General features: G+C 70.6%; 22 protein-coding genes. 13 read left to right on the top strand and 9 right to left on the bottom strand.

Features of this window, described 5'->3' with window-relative positions; genetic code table 11:
- Positions 1 to 55: 55 nt before the first annotated feature.
- From ACZ6RT_RS01490 to ACZ6RT_RS01455, 8 genes are all read left to right on the top strand, one after another.
- Positions 56 to 655, top strand: a complete 600-nt coding sequence (locus ACZ6RT_RS01490) for a GNAT family N-acetyltransferase (RefSeq protein WP_470151794.1) — start codon at positions 56 to 58, stop codon at positions 653 to 655.
- A 5-nt stretch (positions 656 to 660) separates the two neighbouring features.
- Positions 661 to 963, top strand: a complete 303-nt coding sequence (locus tag ACZ6RT_RS01485) for a hypothetical protein (RefSeq protein WP_399187162.1) — start codon at positions 661 to 663, stop codon at positions 961 to 963.
- Between the two features lie 242 nt (positions 964 to 1205).
- A complete protein-coding gene (locus ACZ6RT_RS01480) occupies positions 1206 to 1802 on the top strand; it encodes an LmbU family transcriptional regulator (RefSeq protein ID WP_399186875.1) in 597 nt (198 codons plus the stop codon).
- A gap of 44 nt (positions 1803 to 1846) precedes the next feature.
- Entirely contained in the window at positions 1847 to 3709 is a 1863-nt protein-coding gene (locus ACZ6RT_RS01475; RefSeq protein WP_470151792.1) for a fatty acyl-AMP ligase, read from the top strand.
- Positions 3710 to 3740: 31 nt separating this feature from the next.
- Positions 3741 to 4856, top strand: a complete 1116-nt coding sequence (locus tag ACZ6RT_RS01470) for a DegT/DnrJ/EryC1/StrS family aminotransferase (protein ID WP_399186877.1) — start codon at positions 3741 to 3743, stop codon at positions 4854 to 4856.
- 23 nt (positions 4857 to 4879) lie between these two features.
- On the top strand, positions 4880 to 6148 hold the full coding sequence (locus ACZ6RT_RS01465; protein WP_470151791.1) for an activator-dependent family glycosyltransferase: 1269 nt from the start codon (positions 4880 to 4882) through the stop codon (positions 6146 to 6148).
- Positions 6149 to 6175: 27 nt separating this feature from the next.
- Positions 6176 to 7432, top strand: a complete 1257-nt coding sequence (locus ACZ6RT_RS01460) for an activator-dependent family glycosyltransferase (RefSeq protein WP_470151790.1) — start codon at positions 6176 to 6178, stop codon at positions 7430 to 7432.
- Between the two features lie 27 nt (positions 7433 to 7459).
- Positions 7460 to 8737: an activator-dependent family glycosyltransferase gene (locus tag ACZ6RT_RS01455; protein ID WP_470151788.1), complete on the top strand. Its 1278-nt coding sequence runs from the start codon at positions 7460 to 7462 to the stop codon at positions 8735 to 8737.
- Between the two features lie 32 nt (positions 8738 to 8769).
- On the opposite strand, the gene ACZ6RT_RS01450 is transcribed toward ACZ6RT_RS01455, so the two are convergent.
- The 3 genes from ACZ6RT_RS01450 to ACZ6RT_RS01440 form a co-directional block, all read right to left on the bottom strand.
- On the bottom strand, positions 8770 to 9996 hold the full coding sequence (locus ACZ6RT_RS01450; protein WP_344897927.1) for a class I SAM-dependent methyltransferase: 1227 nt from the start codon (positions 9994 to 9996) through the stop codon (positions 8770 to 8772).
- 151 nt (positions 9997 to 10147) lie between these two features.
- On the bottom strand, positions 10148 to 11131 hold the full coding sequence (locus ACZ6RT_RS01445) for a Gfo/Idh/MocA family protein (protein ID WP_399186880.1): 984 nt from the start codon (positions 11129 to 11131) through the stop codon (positions 10148 to 10150).
- Complete coding sequence (locus tag ACZ6RT_RS01440) at positions 11128 to 12501, bottom strand: NDP-hexose 2,3-dehydratase family protein (protein ID WP_470151786.1); 1374 nt, start codon at positions 12499 to 12501, stop codon at positions 11128 to 11130. Before ACZ6RT_RS01440 ends, ACZ6RT_RS01445 begins: the two co-directional genes overlap by 4 nt.
- 285 nt (positions 12502 to 12786) lie before the next feature.
- Here ACZ6RT_RS01440 and ACZ6RT_RS01435 point away from each other — a divergent pair, with 285 nt between their 5' ends.
- Both ACZ6RT_RS01435 and ACZ6RT_RS01430 read left to right on the top strand, forming a co-directional pair.
- Positions 12787 to 13239, top strand: a complete 453-nt coding sequence (locus ACZ6RT_RS01435; RefSeq protein WP_399186882.1) for a sugar 3,4-ketoisomerase — start codon at positions 12787 to 12789, stop codon at positions 13237 to 13239.
- Entirely contained in the window at positions 13236 to 14336 is a 1101-nt protein-coding gene (locus tag ACZ6RT_RS01430; RefSeq protein WP_470151784.1) for a DegT/DnrJ/EryC1/StrS family aminotransferase, read from the top strand. The genes ACZ6RT_RS01435 and ACZ6RT_RS01430 overlap by 4 nt, the downstream gene beginning before the upstream one ends.
- Before the next feature lie 34 nt (positions 14337 to 14370).
- Here ACZ6RT_RS01430 and ACZ6RT_RS01425 read toward each other — a convergent pair whose 3' ends face one another.
- The 6 genes from ACZ6RT_RS01425 to ACZ6RT_RS01400 form a co-directional block, all read right to left on the bottom strand.
- Positions 14371 to 15366 carry an NAD-dependent epimerase/dehydratase family protein gene (locus ACZ6RT_RS01425; protein ID WP_399186884.1) on the bottom strand — a complete coding sequence of 332 codons (996 nt, stop codon included), beginning with the start codon at positions 15364 to 15366 and terminating at the stop codon, positions 14371 to 14373.
- A gap of 5 nt (positions 15367 to 15371) precedes the next feature.
- Positions 15372 to 16721 (bottom strand): nucleotide sugar dehydrogenase, encoded by a 1350-nt coding sequence (locus ACZ6RT_RS01420; protein ID WP_399186885.1) that lies wholly within the window; start codon positions 16719 to 16721, stop codon positions 15372 to 15374.
- Positions 16722 to 16742: 21 nt separating this feature from the next.
- A complete protein-coding gene (locus ACZ6RT_RS01415) occupies positions 16743 to 17897 on the bottom strand; it encodes an ABC transporter permease (RefSeq protein WP_399186886.1) in 1155 nt (384 codons plus the stop codon).
- Positions 17894 to 19051, bottom strand: coding sequence for an ABC transporter permease (locus ACZ6RT_RS01410; protein ID WP_470151780.1), 1158 nt, complete (start codon positions 19049 to 19051; stop codon positions 17894 to 17896). The genes ACZ6RT_RS01415 and ACZ6RT_RS01410 overlap by 4 nt, the downstream gene beginning before the upstream one ends.
- A gap of 47 nt (positions 19052 to 19098) precedes the next feature.
- Positions 19099 to 20040 (bottom strand): ABC transporter ATP-binding protein, encoded by a 942-nt coding sequence (locus ACZ6RT_RS01405; RefSeq protein WP_399186888.1) that lies wholly within the window; start codon positions 20038 to 20040, stop codon positions 19099 to 19101.
- A 229-nt stretch (positions 20041 to 20269) separates the two neighbouring features.
- Positions 20270 to 20365 carry a class III lanthipeptide gene (locus ACZ6RT_RS01400; protein WP_350974439.1) on the bottom strand — a complete coding sequence of 32 codons (96 nt, stop codon included), beginning with the start codon at positions 20363 to 20365 and terminating at the stop codon, positions 20270 to 20272.
- Positions 20366 to 20711: 346 nt separating this feature from the next.
- Here ACZ6RT_RS01400 and ACZ6RT_RS01395 point away from each other — a divergent pair, with 346 nt between their 5' ends.
- The 3 genes from ACZ6RT_RS01395 to ACZ6RT_RS01385 all read left to right on the top strand — a co-directional run bounded on the left by ACZ6RT_RS01395 (position 20712) and on the right by ACZ6RT_RS01385 (position 22837).
- On the top strand, positions 20712 to 21440 hold the full coding sequence (locus ACZ6RT_RS01395; RefSeq protein WP_470151777.1) for a helix-turn-helix transcriptional regulator: 729 nt from the start codon (positions 20712 to 20714) through the stop codon (positions 21438 to 21440).
- Positions 21441 to 21566: 126 nt separating this feature from the next.
- Positions 21567 to 22187: a GNAT family N-acetyltransferase gene (locus tag ACZ6RT_RS01390; protein WP_470151775.1), complete on the top strand. Its 621-nt coding sequence runs from the start codon at positions 21567 to 21569 to the stop codon at positions 22185 to 22187.
- The gene (locus ACZ6RT_RS01385; protein ID WP_470151773.1) at positions 22184 to 22837 is read left to right on the top strand and encodes a flavoprotein; all 654 of its coding nucleotides are present in this window, start codon (positions 22184 to 22186) and stop codon (positions 22835 to 22837) included. The genes ACZ6RT_RS01390 and ACZ6RT_RS01385 overlap by 4 nt, the downstream gene beginning before the upstream one ends.
- The last annotated feature ends 81 nt before the right edge of the window (positions 22838 to 22918 follow it).

Below are 22918 nucleotides of genomic sequence, written 5' to 3'. Positions count from 1 at the left end.
ATAATCCTCCAGGTAATCCCATTCAGCCGCGACGCCGAGTTGAAGGTGGAAGAACGTGCTCTTTCCCCACACCAAGACCAGAAGGACGCTGCTGCGCCACGCCAACCCGCCGGAGGGCGTCACCGCGCACGATCTTCTCCTCAAGGCCGGGCTGAACGACCTGCCCTCGGCCGAGGTGTTCGCGGCGCTGTACACCAAGGAGGTGTCCGCGCAGTTCACCGTGGAGCGCCAGGACACCGACCAGGTCGTGGGGTACGTCTCCTTCCACCACCTGGACCTGTCGGGCCGGCACGTGCGGGCGAGCTTCTACACCGACCCCACCGCCGCGGGCACCGGCGTCGGCGCCGAGGTCATGCTCCTGACGATCAACTACGCCTTCGCGATGTGGAACGTCAGGAAGATATATTTCTGGACCGCCGAGCCGGATTTCCAGATTCTGCACACGACCTTCGACACCGATCACAAAGAGGCGACTCTTCCCGAGCATCTTTACGACCGGGGCGAGCTGCGGGACGTGCATATCTACGCCGTCTACCGCGAGTTCTGGGAGGAGCACGGCGCCGATCTCCTCAATAAGCTCGTACAGACCCCGCTCGAACGCCGGAACGCGGCGTCCACCGATTCCGCCGAGACGCCGTCAGGAGAGAACAGTTGACCGAGATGTTCGTTTCCGACCAGAAGAAGGAAGTACGCGAGCGGATCGAGCGCGAGGCGCTGAAGATCGTGTTGTTCAGCTCCAACGAGCTCGCCATCCCCGAGCTGACCGACCTGGGGGAGATCACCGAACCCAGCGATCTGGGCAACCTCGACTCCTTCTCCATCATCCTCCTGATCCTCGCCCTGGAGGACGCCTACGGCGTCCCTCTCCTGGATGACATGGCCGGTTTCGGCGGCAGGAACTTCGACGACCTGGCGGACTTCGTCATCGAGCGGCTCCCCCGCCGCGCCGACGGCCAGGGATAGCGACGGGGCACGGCACGGTACCGATGAGCGGGAAGAACGGCGTTGACCTGGCGCCCGTCCCCCTCCCCGCACGCCGTCTAGATCTCGTCTAGAACTCTCCCGTGGCCTCTAGGGCAAACTCTCAGCCATCGACGGATCCGTCGAGGCGAAAGGGTGTGACAGACGTGACGACAGACGTGAACGGTTACCCGAGTCTTGCGACCACACATCACGGACAGACCAGACCCGCCCACAACGCGCGAATGGCACTGGACGCACCGGGCATGACCAGGAGAACCGCCCTCTCCCTCCCACCGAACATGTCCCTGACCGCCTGGAGCCGTCTGGGCCGGCAGATCTTCATCATCTCCGACTCGTCCGCCTGGTGGCTGGGCGACTGGCTGATCTACGGCCAGGCGCAGTACCCCGACCGTTACAAGCGGGCGATCGCCGAGACCTCGCTGGACTACCAGACCCTGCGGAACTACGCGTGGGTGGCCCGGCAGTTCAGCCTGTCCCGGCGCCGGGAGAAGCTGAGCTTCCAGCACCACGCGGAGGTGGCCAGCCTGCCCGAGCCGGACCAGGAGATCTGGCTCAACCGCGCGGAGAAGGGCTCCTGGTCCCGTAACGAGCTGCGCCGGCGCATCAAGGCGGAGCGCAACGGCGGGGTCGCCGACGAGGTCACCCACATCCAGATGAACGTCATCGCCGAGCAGAAGAAGCGCTGGCAGGAGGCCGCGGAGAGCACCGAGCAGGACCTGCTCGTCTGGATGGTCTCCAACCTGGACCGGGCGGCGCTGGCGGCCCTGGAGGCCAGGGAGTCCGCCGCCCGGTCGGACGCCCTGCCCCAGTCCGCCTGATCCCCCCGGGCCCCACAGGGCCCTCACCGGACGGAGAAGACAGCTTGAGCCCCGATCACGGCGATCCTTCCGAGGACGTCATCGAGACCGCCGTCACCACCGTCCGGGGATCGGAACACCTCCGCCTCCGCTACCTTCCCGACAGCGTCCGCCTGCACGCCCGGGCCGCCGGCTCCTCCCCCGCGATCACCTTCGTGGAGTACGGGATGCGCCGGGACACCGGCCGCCGGGAGAAGAGCGACCGGACGATGAGCTACGCCGAGCTGGACGAGCGGGTCCGTGCGGTCGCTGCGGTCCTGCAACGGCGGTGCGAGCCGGGCGACCGGGTGGCGGTGCTCTGCCCGCACGAGCCCGGCTACGTCGTGGCCTTCCTCGCCTGCCTGTACGCGGGCCTCGTCGCGGTTCCGCTGTACGCGCCCGAGGCGCTGCGCAGCAACGAACGGCTGCTGTCGGTGATGGGGGACTGCGCGCCGCGGTGTGTGCTCACCACCTCCGCGGTGCGCCCCTCCGTCCAGCGGCTGCTGGACGGGATGCGGGGCACCGGCGGCACCGGCGGCACCGGCGGCACCGACGACGCGGGTGGCGTGCCCGCCGATCTTCTCTGCGTCGACGAGGTCCCCGCGGACGAGGCCGGGAACTGGCGCAGGCCGCGCATGGCGCCGGGCGACGTGGCGTACCTGCAGTACACCTCGGGCTCGACCGGCGCCCCGGCGGGGGTGCGCGTCACGCACCTGAACCTGTCCGTCACCAACCACCAGATCAGGGCGCACTGGCCGTCGTCGGTGATCGCCTCGTGGGTGCCGTTCTTCCACGACTTCGGTCTCGTCTGCGGGATCACCAACCCGCTGGGCGCGGGCGCGCACTCGGTCAACCTCAGCCCGATGGCCTTCGTGCAGGACCCCTACCGCTGGCTGCGCATGATCTCCGACTACCGGGCCGACTGGAGCATCACGCCGAGCTCCAGCCTGGTGCAGTGCGTGCGCCGGGTGACCGGGGAGCGCAGGAGCGAGCTCGACCTGAGCTCGCTGCGGCTGCTGACGATCGCCGCGGAGCCGGTGTACGCCGAGTCCACCGAGGCGTTCACCTCGGCGTTCGCGGCCGGCGGCCTGTCGCCCACCGCCCCGTCCCCCTGCTACGGCCTGGCCGAGGCGACCCTTCCGGTCAGCGCCCCGCCGGTGGGCGAGGGCATGACCGACCGGTGCTTCGACCGCGAGGCCCTGGCCGCCGGCGTGGCCCGCGAGCTCCCGCCCGGCAGCCCGGACACCGTGCGCATCGTCTCCTGCGGGGCGCCGAGCCTGGGGGTGTCGGTGCGGATCCGGCACCGGGAGGACACGAGCGCGCTGCCGGACGGCCGGGTCGGCGAGATCTGGGTGAGCGGGCCCAACGTGGCCGACGGCTACTGGAACCGGCCCGACCGCTCGGCCGCCGTCTTCGCCAAGCACCTGGTCGAGGCGGACGGCGACCTGCTCCCCGGCCCCTGGCTGCGCACGGGCGACCTCGGGTTCCTGCTGGACGGGCGCGTGCACGTGGTCGGCAGGGCCAAGGACATGATCATCATTCGTGGCCGGAACCACTACCCCGACGACATCGAGGCGACCGTGCAGGCCGCGCGGGACGCCGCCTCCGAGGTCGTCTCCGAGGGGTCGGCGGCCGCGTTCTCCGCCGAGATCGACGGCGAGGAACGGCTCGTCGTCCTCGTCGAGGCCGATCCCGCGCTCCTGGCGGCCGACGGGACCGAACGGGAGGTGCTCCTGCGCGGCCTGCGACAGGAGATCACCCGAAGTCACGGCCTGACCGCGCACGACCTCGTCCTCGTACGGCGCGGCACCCTGCCGCGGACGACCAGTGGGAAGATCCGCCGTGGTGCCTGCCGCGAGCAGTACCTCCGCGGGGAACTCGCCCACTGAGCCGAAGTGGCTTCCCATCCGGAGGTGATGTATGGCCAGGCCCCTTTACGTCTGGGACTATCTGCAGGAGTACGAGAACGAGCGGGAGGACATCCTCGACGCGGTCGACACCGTGTTCCGCTCGGGCCAGCTCGTGCTCGGCCGTGCCGTGCGGGACTTCGAGGCGGACTTCGCCGCCTATCACGGCGTCTCCCACTGCGTGGGCGTGGACAACGGGACGAACGCGATCGTGCTGGCCCTGCAGGCGCTGGGCGTCGGGCCGGGCGACGAGGTGATCACCGTGTCGAACACGGCGGCGCCCACGGTCGTGGCCATCGACGCCACCGGCGCCACCCCGGTCTTCGTCGACGTGCACGAGGACACCTACCTCATGGACGTCGGGCAGGTGGAGGCGGCGATCACCGAGCGCACCCGCTGCCTGCTGCCGGTGCACCTGTACGGCCAGTGCGTCGACATGGAGCCGCTGCGGGAGATCGCCGGCCGGCACGACCTGGTGATCCTGGAGGACTGCGCTCAGGCGCACGCGGCCCGCCATCACGGCCGGATCGCGGGCTCGATGGGCCAGGCCGCCGCGTTCTCCTTCTACCCCACCAAGGTGCTGGGGACGTACGGCGACGGCGGGGCGACGATCACCTCGGACCCGCAGGTGGACGCGGCGCTGCGGCAGCTGCGCTACTACGGCATGAAGGAGCGCTACTACGTCGAGCGGACGCCGGGACACAACAGCCGGCTGGACGAGGTGCACGCCGAGATCCTGCGCCGCAAGCTGACCCGGCTGGACGGCTACGTCGCGGCCCGCAGGGCCGTGGCCGCGCGCTACGCCGAGGCGCTGGCCGGCACCGACGTCGTCGTGCCCGCGGTCGCCCCCGGCAACGAGCACTCCTACTACGTCTACGTGGTCCGCCACCCGCGGCGGGACGACATCATCGAGGCGCTCAAGGCCTACGGCGTGTCGCTCAACATCAGCTACCCGTGGCCGGTGCACACGATGTCGGGGTTCGCGAAGCTCGGGTACCGCACCGGGAGCCTGCCCGTCACCGAGGCGGCGGCCAAGGAGATCTTCTCGCTGCCGATGTACCCGTCGCTGACCGAGAGCGACCAGGCGATGGTGGTCGAGTCGCTGCTCAAGGTGCTGGCGGCCCTGTGACGGAGCGCGGCGGGGGTCGTTCCATGCGGGTGCTGTTCGTCAGCCACGCCGAGAGGACCCATTTCCTGGGGATGGTGCCGCTGGCGTGGGCGCTGCGCAACGCCGGTCACGAGGTGCGGGTGGCCAGCCAGCCGGAGCTGACCGGCGTCATCACCGGCGCGGGCCTGACCGCCGTGCCGGTCGGCGCGGACCACATGCTGCAGCAGTTGCTCACGCACGGGGAGAGCCTCGATCCGGACGCCCCGCCGCCGTTCGACATGGCGGAGGACCGGCCGGAGAGGCTGACCTGGGAGTACCTGCGCCGGGGCTACCACGACGAGCTGGTGCCGTGGTGGTGGCGGGTGGTGAACGACCCGATGATCGGGGAGCTGACCGCGTTCTGCCGGCACTGGCGGCCCGACCTGGTGATCTGGGAGCCGGCCACCTACGCGGGGGCGATCGCGGCCAAGGCGTGCGGGGCCGCGCACGCCCGCATGATGTGGAGCCTGGACCTGTTCGCCCGGATGCGCGGCCACTACCTGCGGGTCCGTCGGGAGCAGGCCCCGCACGAGCGCGACGCCATGGCCGAGTGGCTCGGGGCGCGCGGCGCCAAGGTCGGCGTCGCCTTCTCCGAGGACATGACGACCGGGCAGTTCACGATCGACCACACACCGGCCTCGCTGAGGCTGGACGTGCCGCTCCCCTACGTGCCGCTGCGCTACATCCCCTACAACGGCACCGCGGTCGTCCCGCCCTGGCTGCACGTCCCCCCCGTCAAGCCCCGCGTCTGCCTGACGCTGGGCACCTCGGCCACCGAACGCCTGGACGGCTACTCGGTCGACGTGCAGGACATCCTCACCCACCTGGCCGACCTCGACATCGAGGTGGTGGCCACGCTGCCGGAGAAGCAGCAGGCCGAGCTGGAGAACGTCCCCGGCAACGTCCGCCTGGTCTCCTTCGTCCCCCTGCACGCCCTGGCACCCACCTGCTCGGCCGTGATCGACCACGGCGGTCCGGGCACGGTGTTCACGGTGGCCTCCCACGGCGTGCCGCAGCTCATGGCCCCGAAGCTGTTCGACGAGCCGGTGCTCGCGGAGAACCTCGCCGCGCGGGGCGCCGGACTGGTCCTGCACGGCCGTGACGCCAGTGGCCCGCGGGTGCGCGAGCACCTGCTGCGCCTGCTGGGCGAGCCCTCCTTCGCCGAGGCCGCAGGAAGGCTGCGCGCGGAGATGGAGGCCATGCCCACCCCCAACGAGCTCGTCGGAGAGCTGGAGAGGCTCACCGCCGAACACCGCGGCCGTGCCGTGAGCTGAGCGGCGCGGCCACAGGAAGGAAAGACCATGCGGGTCCTGTTCACGTCGTACGCCGAGAAGAGCCATTTCCTGGGGATGGTGCCACTGGCGTGGGCGCTGCGCAACGCCGGTCACGAGGTGCGGGTGGCCAGTCAGCCGGAGCTGACCGACGTCATCACCGGCGCGGGCCTGACCGCCGTCCCGGTCGGTAAGAACCACGGCCTCGGCAGGCTCCTGCAGCTCGCCAAGGACACCGGTCAGGAGAAGGATTTCGACATGGCGGAGGACCGCCCCGAGATGCTCACCTGGCAGCAGATCAAGACCGGCTACCAGGGGCACGTCCTGTGGTGGTGCCGGGTGGTGAACGACCCGATGATCGCGGGGCTGACCGAGTACTGCCGTCAGTGGGAGCCGGACCTGGTGATCTGGGAGCCGCTGACCTACGCGGGGTCGATCGCGGCCAAGGCGTGCGGGGCCGCGCACGCCCGCTTCATGTGGGGACTCGACCTGACGGCCCGGATGCGCGGCCACTACCTGCGCGCCCGGCAGGAGGCGGGTGTCGCCACCGACGCGCTCGGCCAGTGGATGGGGGTGCACTCCAGGGGTTTCGGGGTGCCGTTCTCCGAGGACATGACGACCGGGCAGTTCACGATCGACTACACGCCCGGCTCGCTACGGCTGGACCTGCCGCTGACGTACGTGCCGCTGCGCTACATCCCCTACAACGGTGTGGCCGTCGTCCCGCCCTGGCTGCACGTCCCCCCGGCGAAACCCCGGGTCTGCCTGACGCTGGGCACCTCGGCCACCGAACGCCTGGACGGCTACTCCGTGCCGGTGCAGGACATCCTGACCAGCCTGGCCGACCTCGACATCGAGGTGGTGGCCACGCTGCCGGAGAAGCAGCAGGCCGAGCTGAGCCACGTCCCCGACAACGTCCGCCTGGTCTCCTTCGTCCCCCTGCACGCCCTGACCCCCACCTGCTCGGTGATGATCCACCACGGCGGCGGGGGCTCCTTCTCCACCAGCGTCGTCAACGCCGTCCCCCAGCTCATCCTCGCCGACATGTTCGACGCCCCCCTCAAGGGCGAACTCCTCGCGCAACAGGGCGCCGGCCTCACCCTGCACAGCAGCCAGGCCACCGGACCCCGCGTCCGCGAACACCTCCTGCGCCTGCTGAACGAACCCTCCTTCACCCAGGCCGCCCAGCGGCTCCGCCAGGAGACCCTCGCCACCCCCGGCCCCAACCAGATCGTCCCCGAACTGGAACGACTCACCGCCGAGCACCGCGGCCGTGCCGTGAGCTGAGCGGCGCGGCCACAGGAAGGAAAGACCATGCGGGTCCTGTTCACGTCGCACGCGGAGAAGAGTCATTTCCTGGGGATGGTGCCGCTGGCGTGGGCGCTGCGCAACGCGGGCCACGAGGTGCGGGTGGCCAGCCAGCCCGAGCTGACCGACGTCATCACCGGCGCGGGCCTGACCGCCGTCCCCGTCGGCACGGACCACGAGCTGCGGCGCATGACCCAGGTCATGCGGAGGATGAAGCCCGACGCCCCGGCCTTCGACATGGCCGAGGACCGGCCCGAGGTGCTCACCTGGGAGCACCTGAGATGGGGCTACGACGGGGTGGTTCCGTGGTGGTGGCGGGTGGTGAACGACCCGATGATCGCGGGACTGACCGAGTACTGCCGTCAGTGGGAGCCGGACCTGGTGATCTGGGAGCCGCTGACCTACGCGGGGTCGATCGCGGCCGAGGCGTGCGGGGCCGCGCACGCCCGCTTCATGTGGGGACTCGACCTGACGGCCCGGATGCGCGGCCACTACCTGCGCGTCATGGCGCAGCAGCCGCCCGGCGCCCGGCGGGACGTGCTCGCCGAATGGCTGGGGGCGCGCGCCGAACGCTTCGGGGTGCCGTTCTCCGAGGACATGACGACCGGGCAGTTCACGATCGACTACACGCCCGGCTCGCTACGGCTGGACCTGCCGCTGACGTACGTGCCGCTGCGCTACATCCCCTACAACGGCACGGCGGTCGTCCCGCCCTGGCTGCACGTCCCCCCGGCGAAACCCCGGGTCTGCCTGACGCTGGGCACCTCGGCCACCGAACGCCTCGACGGCTACTCGGTCGACGTGCAGGACATCCTCACCCACCTGGCCGACCTCGACATCGAACTCGTCGCGACCCTTCCGCAGAAGCAGCAGGGCGAGCTGAGCCACGTCCCCGACAACGTCCGGCTGGTCTCCTTCGTCCCCCTGCACGCCCTGACCCCCACCTGCTCGGTGATGATCCACCACGGCGGCGGGGGCTCCTTCTCCACCAGCGTCGTCAACGCCGTCCCCCAGCTCATCCTCGCCGACATGTTCGACGCCCCCCTCAAGGGCGAACTCCTCGCGCAACAGGGCGCCGGCCTCACCCTGCACAGCAGCCAGGCCACCGGACCCCGCGTCCGCGAACACCTCCTGCGCCTGCTGAACGAACCCTCCTTCACCCAGGCCGCCCAGCGGCTCCGCCAGGAGACCCTCGCCACCCCCGGCCCCAACCAGATCGTCCCCGAACTGGAACGACTCACCGCCCGGCACCGCGGCCGTGCGGTGAGCCGGGCGGCGCGGTAGGCCGGAGGCGGGACCGGGGGCGGCCCGCGGGATCAGACGACGTGCACCTCGGGCACGTACAGGATCCACCTGCCGCCCGCCTCGCGGAAGGCGCGCTCCTTGGCCATGATCTCCTCGGCGTGGTTCCAGGCGAACAGCAGCGCGTAGTCGGGGTAGGGGTCGGCGAACGCGGCCGGCTCCCGCACCGGGATGTGCGAGCCCGGGGTGAGCCTGCCCTGCTTGGCGACGGTGGTGTCGCAGATGAACGGGACCAGGTCCGGGCCGATGCCGCAGTAGTTGGTCACGGTGGCGCTCTTCGCGGTCGCCCCGTAGCCCACGACCCGCTTGCCGTCGTTGCGCAGGTCGCGCAGCAGGGCGGTGAGGTCGTCGCGGATCCGCTCGACGTTGCGGGCGAAGCCCTTGAGCGTGGGCATGGCCGCGAGGTTGCGCTTGTTCTCGTCCTCCAGCAGCTCGGCCACGGCCTCGGACGGGGTCCTCGCGCCGGCGTGGGCCAGCGTGTAGCGGACCTCGCCGCCGTGCACCGGGAGCCTCTCGACGTCGACGAGCTCCAGGTCGAAGCGGGCGGCCATGGCCTGGACCGAGCGGACGGTGAAGAAGTAGAAGTGCTCGTCGTAGATCTGGTCGAAGGAGGTGCGCTCGACGATCTCGGAGAAGTACGGGTCCTCGAAGACGAAGACGCCGGTCGGGGCCAGCAACGCGGTCACCCCGCGCAGGATGGACTCCATGTACGGGATGTGGCAGAGGGTGTTGGCGGCGTAGATGACGTCCGCCCGCCCGTCGGTGGCGAGGATGTCGCGGGCGGTCTCCTCCTCGAAGAAGGACGTGCGCACCCGGATGCCCTTGGCGTGGGCCATCGCGGCCACCCCGCCGGACGGCTCCACGCCCAGGTGCCGGACCCCGGCCTCGGCGATCGCCTTGAGCATCACCCCGTCGTTGCAGCCGAGCTCGACGACGAACGGGTCGTCGCCGGTCAGCTCGGTGGCGAGCAGGCGCCGCGCGAGCTTCTCGAAGTGCTCGCGCATGACCGCCGAGCCCGACGACACGTACGGGTAGTCCTCGTGGAACATGCGGTCGCGGGGGATCTCCTCCATGAGCTGCACCATCGTGCAGGACTCGCATATCCCGACGGCGAGCCGCACGAAGAATTCGTCCGCGAAATCCTCGGGACGGACGAACGCGTCGGAGAGGGGCTGGCGCCCGAAGTCGAAGAATTCGGCAAGGGGACCGGCGCAGACACGGCAGCGCGACTGGGAAGACATACTCGGCTCCTCGATTCGATGTGCACGGGAGGGGTGAATCAACTGAAAATCGTACGGAGATTCGCTTCGGGCATGCCGAAGAAAGGAAGCCGGGAGCGTTTGTTCAGGATACCGTGGCGTCCCCGGCCGCCACTTTCCCGGCATTTCATTGTCATATCGTTATCCGCCGTGCCCGCCGGCGGATCTCGTCGACGAGCCCGGCCTGCGCCAGGGCCTGGCCGGTGTGGGCGGTCTGGTCGCCGCCCTGCCTGACCGAGCGCGCGAACGACTCCAGGATGTTGACGAACTGGCGGTCGGCGGGAAGCGTCCGCTCCTCGACGTGGTCCTGCCGCTCCAGGCGCACGACCGGGCGCATCGAGTCGGGCGAGGTGTAGGCGCGGTCCAGGAAGAGCGACCCGAGCGACCCCCACAGCGAGTACGAGCTGCGGTAGGAGTGCTCGAACCCGAACCTGATCTGCGCGCTGACGCCTCCGGGCGAGCAGAGCAGCGCGCCGCCGTCGACGTCCACCCCGGTGGCGGCGTCGTAGCGCAGGAACGCGCCGCAGACCTCCAGGTCGCCGCCCAGGAAGAGCTGGGCGGCGCGGATCGGGTAGACGCCGACCTCGAACAGGGCCCCGCCACCGAGCTGCGGGCGGTAGCGGAAGTCGCCGGGGTCGCGCGGCGGGATGCCGAAGTCGCCGGCGAAGGAGCGCAGCTCGCCGATGGCCCCCTCGCCGAGCAGCCGCCGCACCTCCTCGTGCTGGGAGTGGTGGGGGAAGACGAGGTTCTCCACCAGCAGCAGCCCGCTCCGCTCGGCCAGGGACAGCAGTCCCCCGGCCTCCTCGCGGCTGACGGCCAGGGGTTTCTCGGCCAGCACGTGCTTGCCGGCCCGCAGCGCGCGGCCGACCCACTCGGCGCGCAGCCCGGTGGGCAGCGGGATGTACACCGCCTCCACGTCGGGGCGCTCCAGGAGTGCCGCGTACCCGGTGACGGCGTCGCAGCCGAAGCGCCGCGCGAAGGTCTCGGCCTTGGCCGTCTCGCGGCTGGCGACCGCCACCGGCAGCACGTCCGGGGTGGCGGTCATCGCGGGCAGCATCCGCCGCCAGGCGATGTCCGCGCACGAGAGCACGCCCATGCGCACCGGTGGGACCGTCAACGCTCTCCTCCCCACAGGCCCTGCAGGCAGGCGACCAGGGTGCGGGCCTGGACGTTGATGTAGTAGCTGTGCCGCAGCAGCCCGGACAGCTGGCCGACGGTGACCCAGGCGTAGTCCTCGGGCACCTCGACGGGGAAGTCGTCCTCGGCCTCGATCACCAGGTACCTGATGACCGCGCCCATGAAGCGTCCTCCCTCCTCCGACAGCATCGCCTCGAAGCGGATCCGGGACGGGTCGGCGTTCAGCACGTACTCCATGAAACGCGGGCGCCGCCCGGCGGGCACGCCCTCGTAGCTCTCGGGCGCGCACTGCAGGGTGGCCGCCAGCTCGACCATGTCCGGCAGGCCGCCCTCCATCCGGGCGTGGACCAGCACGTGCAGCACGCCGTGGATGCGTTTGACGACGAAGGCGACCACTCCCTGGCCGACCGGCACGAACAGGGGCTGGCTCCACGAGCCGACCTCCCGGCCGGCCCCGCTCACCGCGACCGCGGCGACCGTGAAGTACTTGCCCTCCTCGTGGGCGATCTCGTCGCGGGAGCGCTTCCAGTGGGTGACCTGCTCCAGGTTGATGCACCAGCGGTCGACCAGCTTGGTGCTCCTGGCCGCGGTGAACCAGCTCAGCAGGCCGGAGGTGGTGTGCAGGGCGGCCCCGCCGCCGACCACCGAGCGGCGCAGCGCCCCGCAGAAGTCGTCCTCCTCGTCGCCGCCCAGGACCGTGCCGTCGAACGGGACGCACGCCAGCACGGTGCGGGAGTCCATGTTGACGAGGTTGTCGACGCGCAGGAGCTCCTGGAGCTGGCCGATGGTGAGCCAGCAGAAGCCGTCGCGGACCTCGACGTCCTCGGTCACCTCGACGACCATGTTGCGGTTGCGCTTGCACCAGAACCACGACCCGTGCTCGGACTGCAGCACGTCGACGAGCACGCCGCCGGGCCGGGGCCGGGTGAAGTACTCCAGGTAGGGCACGCCCGCGCCGCGGTGCACGCCGACGTAGTTGCTGTGCGTGGCCTGCACGGTGGGCGACAGCTGCACGGAGTTGATGTTGCCCGGCTCCATCTTGGCCTGCATGAGGAAGTGGACGACGCCGTCGATCTCCTTGGCGAGGATGCCGAGGATGCCGATCTCGGACTGGTTGATGATCGGCTGCGACCAGCTCGCCGCCGGATCGGAGCGGGTGCTGACCCGCAGCCCCTCCACGGAGAAGAACCGCCCGCTGCGGTGGACCAGGTTGCCGCTGCCCGGCGCGAAGCTCCAGCCGTCCAGGTCCGCGAAGGGGATCCTGGTGACCTCGGCGCGCTCCGTGCGGTGGCGCTCGGCGAACCACTCCCTGAACTCGGCGAGCGGAAGGACGGCACTGTCCCTGGCCATGGCCGATTTCGTCAGGCGGGTTCTGAACTCATTATTCTCCCGGCGCAGAGAATGTGATATCTGGGGGAGGCTGGTCATGTTCCGACCCTCCGGTCTTTGGATCGCACGGCCTTCGCCGGAGAGTAATTATATAAATCCCGTTAGTCCATTGCATTCGTTCTTCCGGTACGGATCCGAGGCGCCGGGAATCGCTTGACCGCCGGGTTTTCTGAAAATAGCGTTTGTCCCGCTGGCGAGACGGAACGGGGCGGAGCGACCCCTCGTCCGAGGGAGGGTGGCAGCCCGATGAGTTCTTCTGTGAACGGCGGCGGGGACGTCATGGTCGGCAGGGTCGAACCGTGCCGCATCGTCGAGCTCCCGGAGATCGTCGACCCGCGGGGCAGCCTGTGCGTGGTCGAGTCCGGCAAGGAGATCGACTTCGACGTGAAGCGGGCCTACTACATGTTCGGCATGCCGCCGGAGACCCGGCGCGGCGGGCACGGCCACCGCCGCCTGCGGCAGCTGATCATAGCGGTGCACGGAAGCTTCAAGGTCGACGTGGACGACGGTTTCAACAGGCGCACCTTCGTGCTCGACCACCCGCGGCGCGGGCTGTACATGACCCCGATGGTCTGGCGGGACATGGTCGAGTTCGCGCCCGGGACGGTCGGCCTGTGGCTGGTCTCCGAGACCTACGACGAGTCCGACTACTACCGCGACTACGACGAGTTCCTGCGGGACGCGCGGAGCGTGAGGTGAGCGTCCCCTTCCTGGACCTGCGGGCCCCGTACGGGGAGCTGCGCGCCGAGATCGACGCGGCCCTGCAGCGGGTGCTGAGCTCGGGCTGGTACCTGATGGGTCCCGAGCTGGAGGCGTTCGAGGCGGAGTTCGCGGCCTGGTGCGGCAACGCGCACTGCGTGGCGGTGGGCAGCGGCTGTGACGCGCTGGAGCTGTCCCTGCGCGCGATGGGCGTCGGAGGAGGGGACGAGGTGATCGTCCCCTCGCACACGTTCTTCGCGAGCTGGGTGGCGGTCTCCAGGAGCGGCGCGCGGCCGGTGCCGGTGGAGCCGGACGAGCGGACCTGCACCCTCGACCCCGCGCGGATCGAGGCGGCCGTCACGCCCCGCACCAAGGTGATCATGCCGGTGCACCTGTACGGCCACCCCGTCGACCTGCGGGCCGTCGAGGACGTCGCGGCCCGGCACGGCCTGCGGATCCTGCAGGACGCCGCCCAGGCCCACGGCGCCCGCGAGCACGGCCGCCGGATCGGGTCGCGCTCCACGTCCGCGTTCAGCTTCTACCCCGGCAAGAACCTCGGCGCCCTCGGCGACGGCGGCGCCGTGGTGACGGACGACGCCGAGCTGGCCGCGCGGCTGCGGCTGCTGCGCAACGTCGGCTCCCGCGAGAAGTACGTGCACGAGGTCGTGGCGGCCAACTCCCGGCTGGACGAGATGCAGGCCGCCGTGCTGCGGGTCAAGCTCGCGCGGCTGGACGAGTGGAACGAGCGCCGCCGGGCCGTGGCCGCGCGCTACCTGGACGGGCTCAAGGGCGTGGGCGACCTGGTCCTGCCCGTGCCCGCGCCGTGGGCCGAGCCGGTCTGGCACCTGTTCGTGGTGCGCACCGCGCGCCGGCGGGAGCTCCAGGAGCGGCTGGCCGCCGCGGGGATCGGCACGCTGGTCCACTACCCGGTCGCGGTGCACCGCTCCCCCGCTTACGCCGGGCAGGGGTACGCGCCCGGATCGCTGCCGCTGGCCGAACGGCTCGCCGACGAGGTGCTGAGCCTGCCGATGGGCCCCCACCTGGACGACGACGCGGTGGACGCGGTCGTGGCCGCCACGCGCGAGGCCTGCGCCTGACGGGACCGGACGGCCGTCCGGTCCCGCCGGGCCGTCAGGTGGCCGAGCCGCTGTCGGGCTGTTCCAGCCACCAGGGGTTGGCCCGCGCCCACTCGATCGTCCTGGACAGGCCGTCCCGCAGGTCGGTGGTGCTGCGCCAGCCGAGCACGGCGAGCGCCTTGGAGGTGTCGGGGACGCGGCGGGACAGGTCCTGGTAGGCGGAGCCGAAGCCGTCGCGCGGGTCCACCGGGACCGCCTTGTCCCCGTCCGTCAGCTCCACCACGAGCTCGATGAGCTCGCGGACGGACGTCTCGACCGAGCTGCCGATGTTGAAGCACTCCCCCAGCGCCACGGCGGCGGTGCCCGCCTCGACGGTGGCGGCGATCGCGTCGTCGACGAAGGTGAAGCAGCGCGTCTGCCCGCCGTCGTCGTACAGGACCGGCGGCAGGCCGCGCAGGGCGCGGTGGATGCTGCGGCTGACCACGAAGCCCGGCCGCTGGCGGGGCCCGTAGACGTTGAAGTAGCGCACGATGGTGGCGTCGAGCCCGCGCTGGCGCATGTAGGCGAACGTCAGGTGCTCGGCCAGCGCCTTGCTGGAGGAGTAGCTCCACCGGTCGGTGGCGGTGCTGCCGAGGACGCGGTCGTCGTCCTCGGCCCACGGCACGGCCGGGTTCTTGCCGAACACCTCGCTGGTGCTGGCCAGCACCAGCCGGGCGCCGGCCCGCTCGGTGAGCTCCAGCACGTTCTTCGTGCCCATGAGGTTGATGTCGATGACGTCGAGGGGACGGTCGATGTACCGGTCGACGCCGACGACGGCCGCCAGGTGGTAGACGGTGTCGACGTCGCCGGTGATCACGCCGGCGAGCGCCTCGGGGTCCCTGATGTCGCCGCCGACGTACCGCGGCGCGGGTCCGTCGTCCCGGCCGGACGGGGGCGGTCCGCCGTCGAAGACCGTGACCTCGTCCCCGCGCCGGACCAGGGCCTCGGCGAGGTGGCTGCCGAGGAAGCCGAGACCACCGGTGACGACCACCTTCGCGGTGTTGCTCGCCATGTCCCCTACCTCCCGATCCCGCGGTAGGCGTACCCGGACTCGCGCAGCAGGTCTATGGTCTCGCGCGGGTAGTAGGCGCGGCCGTCGACGACCGCGCACCCCGGGGCGACCTGCTCGCGGAGCGCGGCGAAGTCGATGTCGTGGAACTCCCGGTGCCAGGCGAGGACGGCCAGGCAGTCGGCGCCGCGCACCGCCTCCTCCAGCGAGGCGGCCTGCGGAAGCCCGAAGAGCTTCTCGGCCTCGTCGGCGTCGACCAGCGGGTCGTACAGGGTGACCTTCGCGCCGGCCTTGAGCAGTTCCTCCACGACCGGCCTGACCGGCGTCTCGCGCAGGTCGCCGGTGTTGTTCTTGAAGGCCAGCCCCAGGACCGTCACCTTCGCGCCCGCCGGGGAGCGGCCCATCCGGGCCAGCTCCTCCACGATGAGGTCGCGGGTGTAGTGCGGCATGGAGTCGTTGACCTCGCGGGCCGCGGGGATCGTCAGCAGGTCGATGCCGCGCTCGCGGGCGGAGCGCCAGACCATCCAGGGGTCCTTGGTCAGGCACGAGCCGCCCACGCCCACGCTCGGCAGCAGGATGTTGACGTTGCCGTTGCCCTTGGGGATGGAGTTGGCCGCGGAGATGATGTCGAGGACGTCGACGTCCAGCGCCGCGCAGACCCGGGCCAGCTCGTTGGCCAGGGCGATGTTGTGGTCGATCCACCAGTTGTCGGCGAGCTTGACCATCTCGGCCGCCTCCAGGGAGGCCACCGGGATCACCTCGACGCCGATCGCCCGGCGCCAGAACTCCACCGCCGCGGCCGAGGAGTCGGCGCACCAGCCGCCGACGACGATGGGGAAGCTGCGCAGCTCGCGCAGGGCGGTGCCCTCGGAGAGGCGTTCGGGGCAGAAGGCGAGCCCGAAGTCCTCGCCGCAGACCAGGCCGCCGCGCTCCAGCAGCGGCAGCGCCAGGGAGCGGGTCACCCCCGGCGGGACGGTGCTCTTGAAGACCAGCAGCTGGCCGGGCCTGATGTGCCTGCCGAGCTCCTCGCAGGCGCCGCGGAGCTGGCTCTCCTTCATGACGCCGCGCTCGCCGGTGGGCGTGCCGACCGCGACGATCACCACGTCCGCCTCGGAGACGCTCTCGTAGCTCGTGGTGACGCGCAGCCGGCCGCCCGCGTGGCGGGCCACCAGCTCGGGCAGGCCGGCCTCGCTGAACCGGCAGTGCCCGGCGTTCAGCTCCTCGACGAGCACGGGGTCGGTGTCGACCCCGATCACGTTCACGCCCCGGTCGGCCAGGACCGCGGCCACGCACGACCCGACGTATCCCAGGCCGAGAACCGCGGCCGTGATGTTCTCCCGCTCTGGCAGGAAACGCATGTCATCTCCAAAGGTCTGGCTTTACCGGGTGAGGACACGACGCAGGCGCCAGACGCCTAGGGCGAACAGGACGGCGGCGTAGCAGCTCAGGATGGCGAACTGGGGCAGGATGTCGACGATGGTGCCGCCGTTCCTGACCAGTTCGGCGAAGGCCTCGTAGGCCCAGGCGTGCGGCGTCACATGGGCGATGGTCTGCATGGTGGGGCTGAAGGACTCCAGGGCGACCATGGAGCCGCCGAGCGCGGCGAGCCCCAGCCCGAGGACCATGGCGACGGAGATCGCCGCCCCGGGGGTCTTGAACGCCGATCCCAGCAGCATCGCGGCCCCGCTCCCGACCAGGGAGAAGACCAGCACGAGGGTACCCGCGGCGAACGGGTCCCCCCAGTCGACCCCGAAGATCACGGCCGAGCCGATCATGATCAGCAGTGCCTGGGCGAGAGCGATGATCAACCGGCCGAGGGCCTCGCCGGTGACGATGGTGCGCGCCGTGACCGGGCTGGCGTACATCCGGCGCGCGACGCCGAGCAGCCGGGTCTCGATGAGGCCGATCGCGGCGGTCAGCGAGGTCAGGAAGGTGAACATCAGCATCAGGGGCGGCGCCGAGGCGCCGAAGGGGTTGAACCCCTCGGGGAACAGGCTCCGGCCCGTGGTGGTGACGTTCACCTGGACCGTCCCGATGTCCACCCGGGCGGCCCTGGCGAGGTTCTCCTCGAAGGTCCCGCTCCCCTCCTGCTGCCCGAAGCGGGCGGCGCGCAGCAGCGCGGCCTGCTGGGGGACGACGGAGCGGATCCAGGTGCCGATCTCGGCCGCGCCCGGGTCCTCCTGGCGGGTCAGGTAGCGCAGCTCGACCTGTCCCCCGTCGCGCACCCTGGCGTCGTAGTCGGCCGGGACGATCACGCCGGTCCGCAGCCTGCCGCGCTCCACCGCGGTCCGCAGCGCGCCCTCGTCGGCGACCGGCTCGACCACGATGCGCTTGCCCGAGCCGAGGGCCTGGACCAGCTGCTCCGACAGCGGCCCGGAGCCGCTCACCACGCCCAGCGTCAGCTGCTGGCTGCCGCCGAACATCTGCCCGAGCACGAAGACCATCAGGAACGGCGCCACGATCAGGAAGAAGATGTTGGTGCGCTCGCTGAAGACCCGGCGGAGGTTGACCATTGCTATGGCGAGGGCCTTCACGCGTGCACCATCCTTCCGATGCGGAACAGGGCCAGGGCGCCTCCCAGGACGGCGAAGCCGAGCAGGGCGGCGACCGGGATCGCCACGGCCTGCAGCGACCCCCCGCCGGCCAGGTCGCCCAGGCCCTGCATGAACCACTTGTGGGGTGTGAGGTAGCCGAGCACGTTGAGCCCGCCGAGCTGCGCGCTGGGGAAGAACACCCCGCCGAAGATGCCGAGCAGCATCGCCACCACCGACTGCCAGTTCGACGCCTGCTCGGCGGTACGGGCGAAGGTGGCCAGCGCGGTCATCAGCCCGGTGGCGGCGAGCACTCCCGAGACCACCAGCGCGGCCACGCCGAGCGGGTCGCCCCAGCGGGCTCCGATCACGAGCGTGGTGACCACGACCAGGATCGTCATGCTCACGATGCCGACCAGGACGCCGCTGAGCAGCTTGCCCATCACGATCGTGGGCCGGGAGATCGGCGCGGCCAGCATCCGGGTCAGCGTGCCGCCCCTGCGCTCGTCGAAGATGCTGGTGACGCTGAAGACCACGGCGAAGAACAGGAAGAACATCGCCATGCCGGCCGAGTAGTAGGTGGTGACGTCCAGCTGGCGCTTCAGCGCGGAGGCGTCCTCGCGCAACGAGACCGGCATGGGGAGCGCGCCGGCCCGCTCGGCCAGCTCGCCAGCGGGGGCCGTCCCCTGGGGGGTGGCCACGGCGACGGCCAGCCGGACCGAGTGCAGCCCGGCGGCGTAGGACTGCGCGACCTCCCGGGCGACCTGGACCGCGACCGGGGCGCCGACGTTGCCGATGATCTCCAGTGTGGCGGGCCGTCCGGCGCGCGCGTCGGCGGAGAAGTTCGCGGGGACGACGAAGGTCGCCTCCACCTCGCGCCGCTCCGTCAGCGCGCGGGCCTCGTCGACGGTGGCCACCGGCCGCAGGGTCACGACGCCCGACGTGCTCATGGGCTCCAGCACCTGGCCGACGAAGCCGGTGTTCCCGGCCGCGCGGTCGGCGTCGACCACGGCGTAGCGGGCCTTGAACTCCTGGCCCGCGTCACCGAGGACCGCGTTGAGGATGAAGGCCATGCCGAGCGGCAGCACGACCGCGAAGACGATCAGTGTGCTGTCCTTGGCCCGCTGCCGCAGGTCCTTCACGAGTATGGTGATCATTCCGCGCACCGTGGGCCTCCGTTCCCCTCAGTTCCCGTCGGTCCCTGTCAGTCCCGAAGCGCCTTGCCGGTGAGGTGCAGGAAGACGGCCTCGAGGTCGGGTTCGCGCACCTCCGCCGAGCGGACCGCCGCGCCCGTGCCCGCCACGACCTCGAACAGTCGCGGCAGCACCGCCCTGGCCCCCTCCACGAGGAGGTCGATCCGGGAACCCTCGCCGGACACCTGGCGCACCTGCGGCGCGTCGGCGAGCGCCTGCCGCACGCGGTCCAGGTCACCGTCCACCTGCAGCAGCACCTGGTCGTTCTCGCCGACCATGTCGACCAGCTCGCGGCGGGTGCCCTCGGCCTTCATCTGGCCCAGGTCGATGATGCCGACCCTGTCACAGAGGCGCTCGGCCTCCTCCATGTAGTGGGTGGTGTAGAGCACGGCCACCCCCTCGGCGGCCAGGCGCTGCACGCTCTCCAGGATGGAGTTGCGGCTCTGGGGGTCGACTCCCGCGGTGGGTTCGTCCAGGATCAGCAGGCGTGGACGGTTCAGCAGCCCGATGCCGATGTTCAGGCGGCGGGCCATGCCCCCGGAGTAGCCGGAGACCGCCTCGTCGGCGCGGTCGGCCAGCCCGATCGTCTCCAGCACCTCGCCCACCTTGCTCTTGCCCTCACGTCCCCGCAGCCCGTGGAGCTGCGCGAAGAACCACAGGTTCTGACGTGCCGTGAGGTCCTGGTAGAGCGCGAGTTCCTGGGGTACGTAACCGATCAGCGCCTTGGTCTTCGTGTTCCGCGCGTCGTGCGGCTGCCCGTCGATGACGACGGTGCCCTCGTCGCGCTCGACGACGCCGACAATCATGGAAATCGTCGTGCTCTTTCCGGCGCCATTAGGCCCGATCAGCCCGTAGACTTCGCCCTCGGCGATGGAAAAACCGATGCCGTCGACCGCGACTATCTGGCCATAACGTTTACGGAGTCCTTCGCACACCAGAATGCTGTCGCTCATACGGCCTGATTCAACACGTCCTGTTCTCCGTGCACAAGATATCGGAGAAGGCGGTGGCTGGCTTTGCGATCGGCTCGCGAATGGCCTACGGCGTTTGCCGTCGTACGGGGTGCCCGCTCTCGGGAGAAAAAGGGCCCGGACGGGGTGCTCCCCCGGTCGCCCGGCGGGTGCGAGGGGACCGCGAACGCGGGGGGAGGCGCGAGGCCTCCCCCCGCGAACGCGGAAGGAATCAGCAGGTGCTGCTGCTGATCGTGCTGCTGGGCAGCTCGGCGTACTCGGGCGCTACGTCGATCTCCTGCAGCTCGAGAATGTTGGACAGATCCATTAAGACACCTCCTTCGAGGGCTCGAATGTCAGACCGGCCATGTGGCGGCCCCGGACGGCCGGGAGTTTCCTCCTCTTTGGCACATCGTCGTCCTCGCCGGTTTCGGAAGGTGAACCGCTCGTATTTCACGAATTTCACGGAGCCTGCACCGTGACACTCAACCGAAAAGCGATGACGAGCGAAAGAGCCATCGAGGCGTCAATCCCGGTCGCTCCGCTGACGAAACATAGTTATGGATCGCCGGAATGCGCAACGGCCTGTCCTAAAACGGCCACCCTGTCCGTGTTTCCATAAGCCGGAAACAACGGCCATGGGTCCGGGGCTTTAGCCGTGACATTATATTTTCATGCACCACGCCGAGCCGAATGCCAGCGGGGACCGGGTAATCACGCTCCAGGAACTGCGCGACGTTTTTCACCGGATGGCGGAGAGCCGGTGCCGGGAGGTCCTCGCGGTGCTCTCCGAGGACCCGCTGGGCAGGTTCCTGTCCGAGCGGGTGGGCGAGCTCCGCGCCGCCGAGAACCGCTCGGTCTCCGTCGTCCGCGCCGAGGCCGCCGGCCCGGCGCCGGACTCCCCCGCGGACCGCTCCCGGGTCCGGACGCTGCCCTCGGTCCCGCTCTCGGCGCTGATCACCGACCGGCGGACGGCGCTGCTGTGCCTGCGGACCCCGCCGGGCGAGGAGGCCGGCCCGGTGGCCCTGGTGACGCGGCCCGGCCACGTCTCCACCCTGGTGTCCGTCTTCGACCACCTGTGGGGCAGTGCCTACGCGCCGCCCCCCGAGGGCGCCTCCCCCGACGGCAGGCCCCAGGGACGCTGCCGGGCCGTGCTGGACCTCCTGGCGGAGGGGCTGACCGACAACGCCGTGGCGGCCCGGCTCGGCATCGCCGAGCGCACCGTCCGGCGCGAGGTCAACGGGCTGATGCAGTCGGCGGGCGCGACCAGCAGGTTCCAGCTGGCGCTGCGCGCCCAGGAGCTCGGCTGGCTGCGCCGTCCCGCCGGCGAGACAAGACCGCAGACGGGCCCGGAAGCGGGACCTGCCGCGGGCCGCGTATCGCTTTCCCATGACCGTGGATAGCAGCGTTGACTATCCAGGAACCCCAAACCTAATGTCCAACCGTCAGCGAGATCCGACGGTTCGATCACACGGGACCATTGCGTCCCGGAACCATCACCGCCGAGAGAAATTCAAGGTGACACAGTCGTGCTCATTCCCCATGTCGAGACTCAGCGGACGACGCTCGCGATCGCGGACGTGTCGGACGGGGTCGCCCTCTACGAGCTTCTCCTCGGCCTGGGACTGCACAGCATGCCTCCGCTCAAGGTGTTCGTGGAGCAGATGAAAAAGCAGGATATTTCTGCACTTTTCGCGATCAAGCTGCGGCACACCGGAGAGACCGTGGGGTTCGGGACCCTGCACGAGATGGACCCGGCCGGGCACATCCAGGTCGGCATATTCACCGACACCGACAAGGCGCGGTACGGTCTCGGCGGTGAGGCGATGATGCTTCTCGTGAATTACGCGTTCGCCACCTGGGAGAACGTCAGGAAAGTCTATTTCGTCACCACGGACGCCAGCATCGACCGGCTCGGCTGGGTCGGAGACCTCATTCCCAAGGAGGCGACCCTCCCCGAGCACATGTTCTTCCGGGGACGCCTGTGGGACGTGCATTTCTACGCCATTTACCGGCGGATGTGGGAGAAGCAGGGCGCCGACGTCCTCACCCGGCTGGTCGAGGGACCTGACGCCCGGCCCAAGGGCCTGCGCGCGCTCATCCGTCATCTCAGGAAGCTCGTCACGAGGCCCAAGGAGTACGCGCGGTGACCGACACCCCGACCGGCCGCAGACCACCCCCCGAGTTCGGCGGCGAACGGCTGCTCGTGATCGGTACCGGCGCCATCGCCGCGATGTACCTGCCGTTCTGGCTCAACTGGCTGACCACGGCGTACCGCGACCTCGAGGTGCAGGTCGTCCTGACCACGAGCGCGGAGCGTTTCGTCAGCGCCCAGGCGCTGAGCGTGCTCGTCCGGCGCGAGGTCGTCCCGGACCGCTGGCCCGAGGAGACGCGGCCGGACGCGCTGCACGTGCGGCTGGCCGAGTGGAGCGACAGCGTCGTCGTCTACCCGGCGTGCGTGAACTTCATCTCCAGGCTGGCCCTCGGGCTGGCCGACACCCCCGCGCTGCTGATGCTGCAGTGCACCTCGGCCCCCATCGCGGTGGCCCCCTCGCTGCCGCCGGGCGCGCTGGACAACCCGACCCTGCAGCGGCACCTGGCGACCCTGGCCGAACGGCGCAACGTCGTGGTCTCGCCGGTGCAGGCGGTACCGAGCCTGACCACCGGGCGCCGCGACGCCGCGGGGGCGCCCCCGCTCTCGACGGTGATCGGAATGCTGGAGGAACTGCGCGGCTCCCTGTCCGGCGAGGGGTCACGGGCGGCCGAGGGGTCACGGGCGGCCGAGGCCGAGGCGGTCTAGCCGGACGGTCCCCCGCCGGGGCCGTACGGGACCCGCCGGTTCCGGCGAGGCGGCGAGGCGGCGGACACGGCCGGGACGGCA

It is taken from the genome of Streptosporangium sp. NPDC050148 (assembly GCF_055586505.1).
Note: the sequence above shows the minus strand (reverse complement) of the source record. Positions and strands in the feature narration are given on the sequence as shown.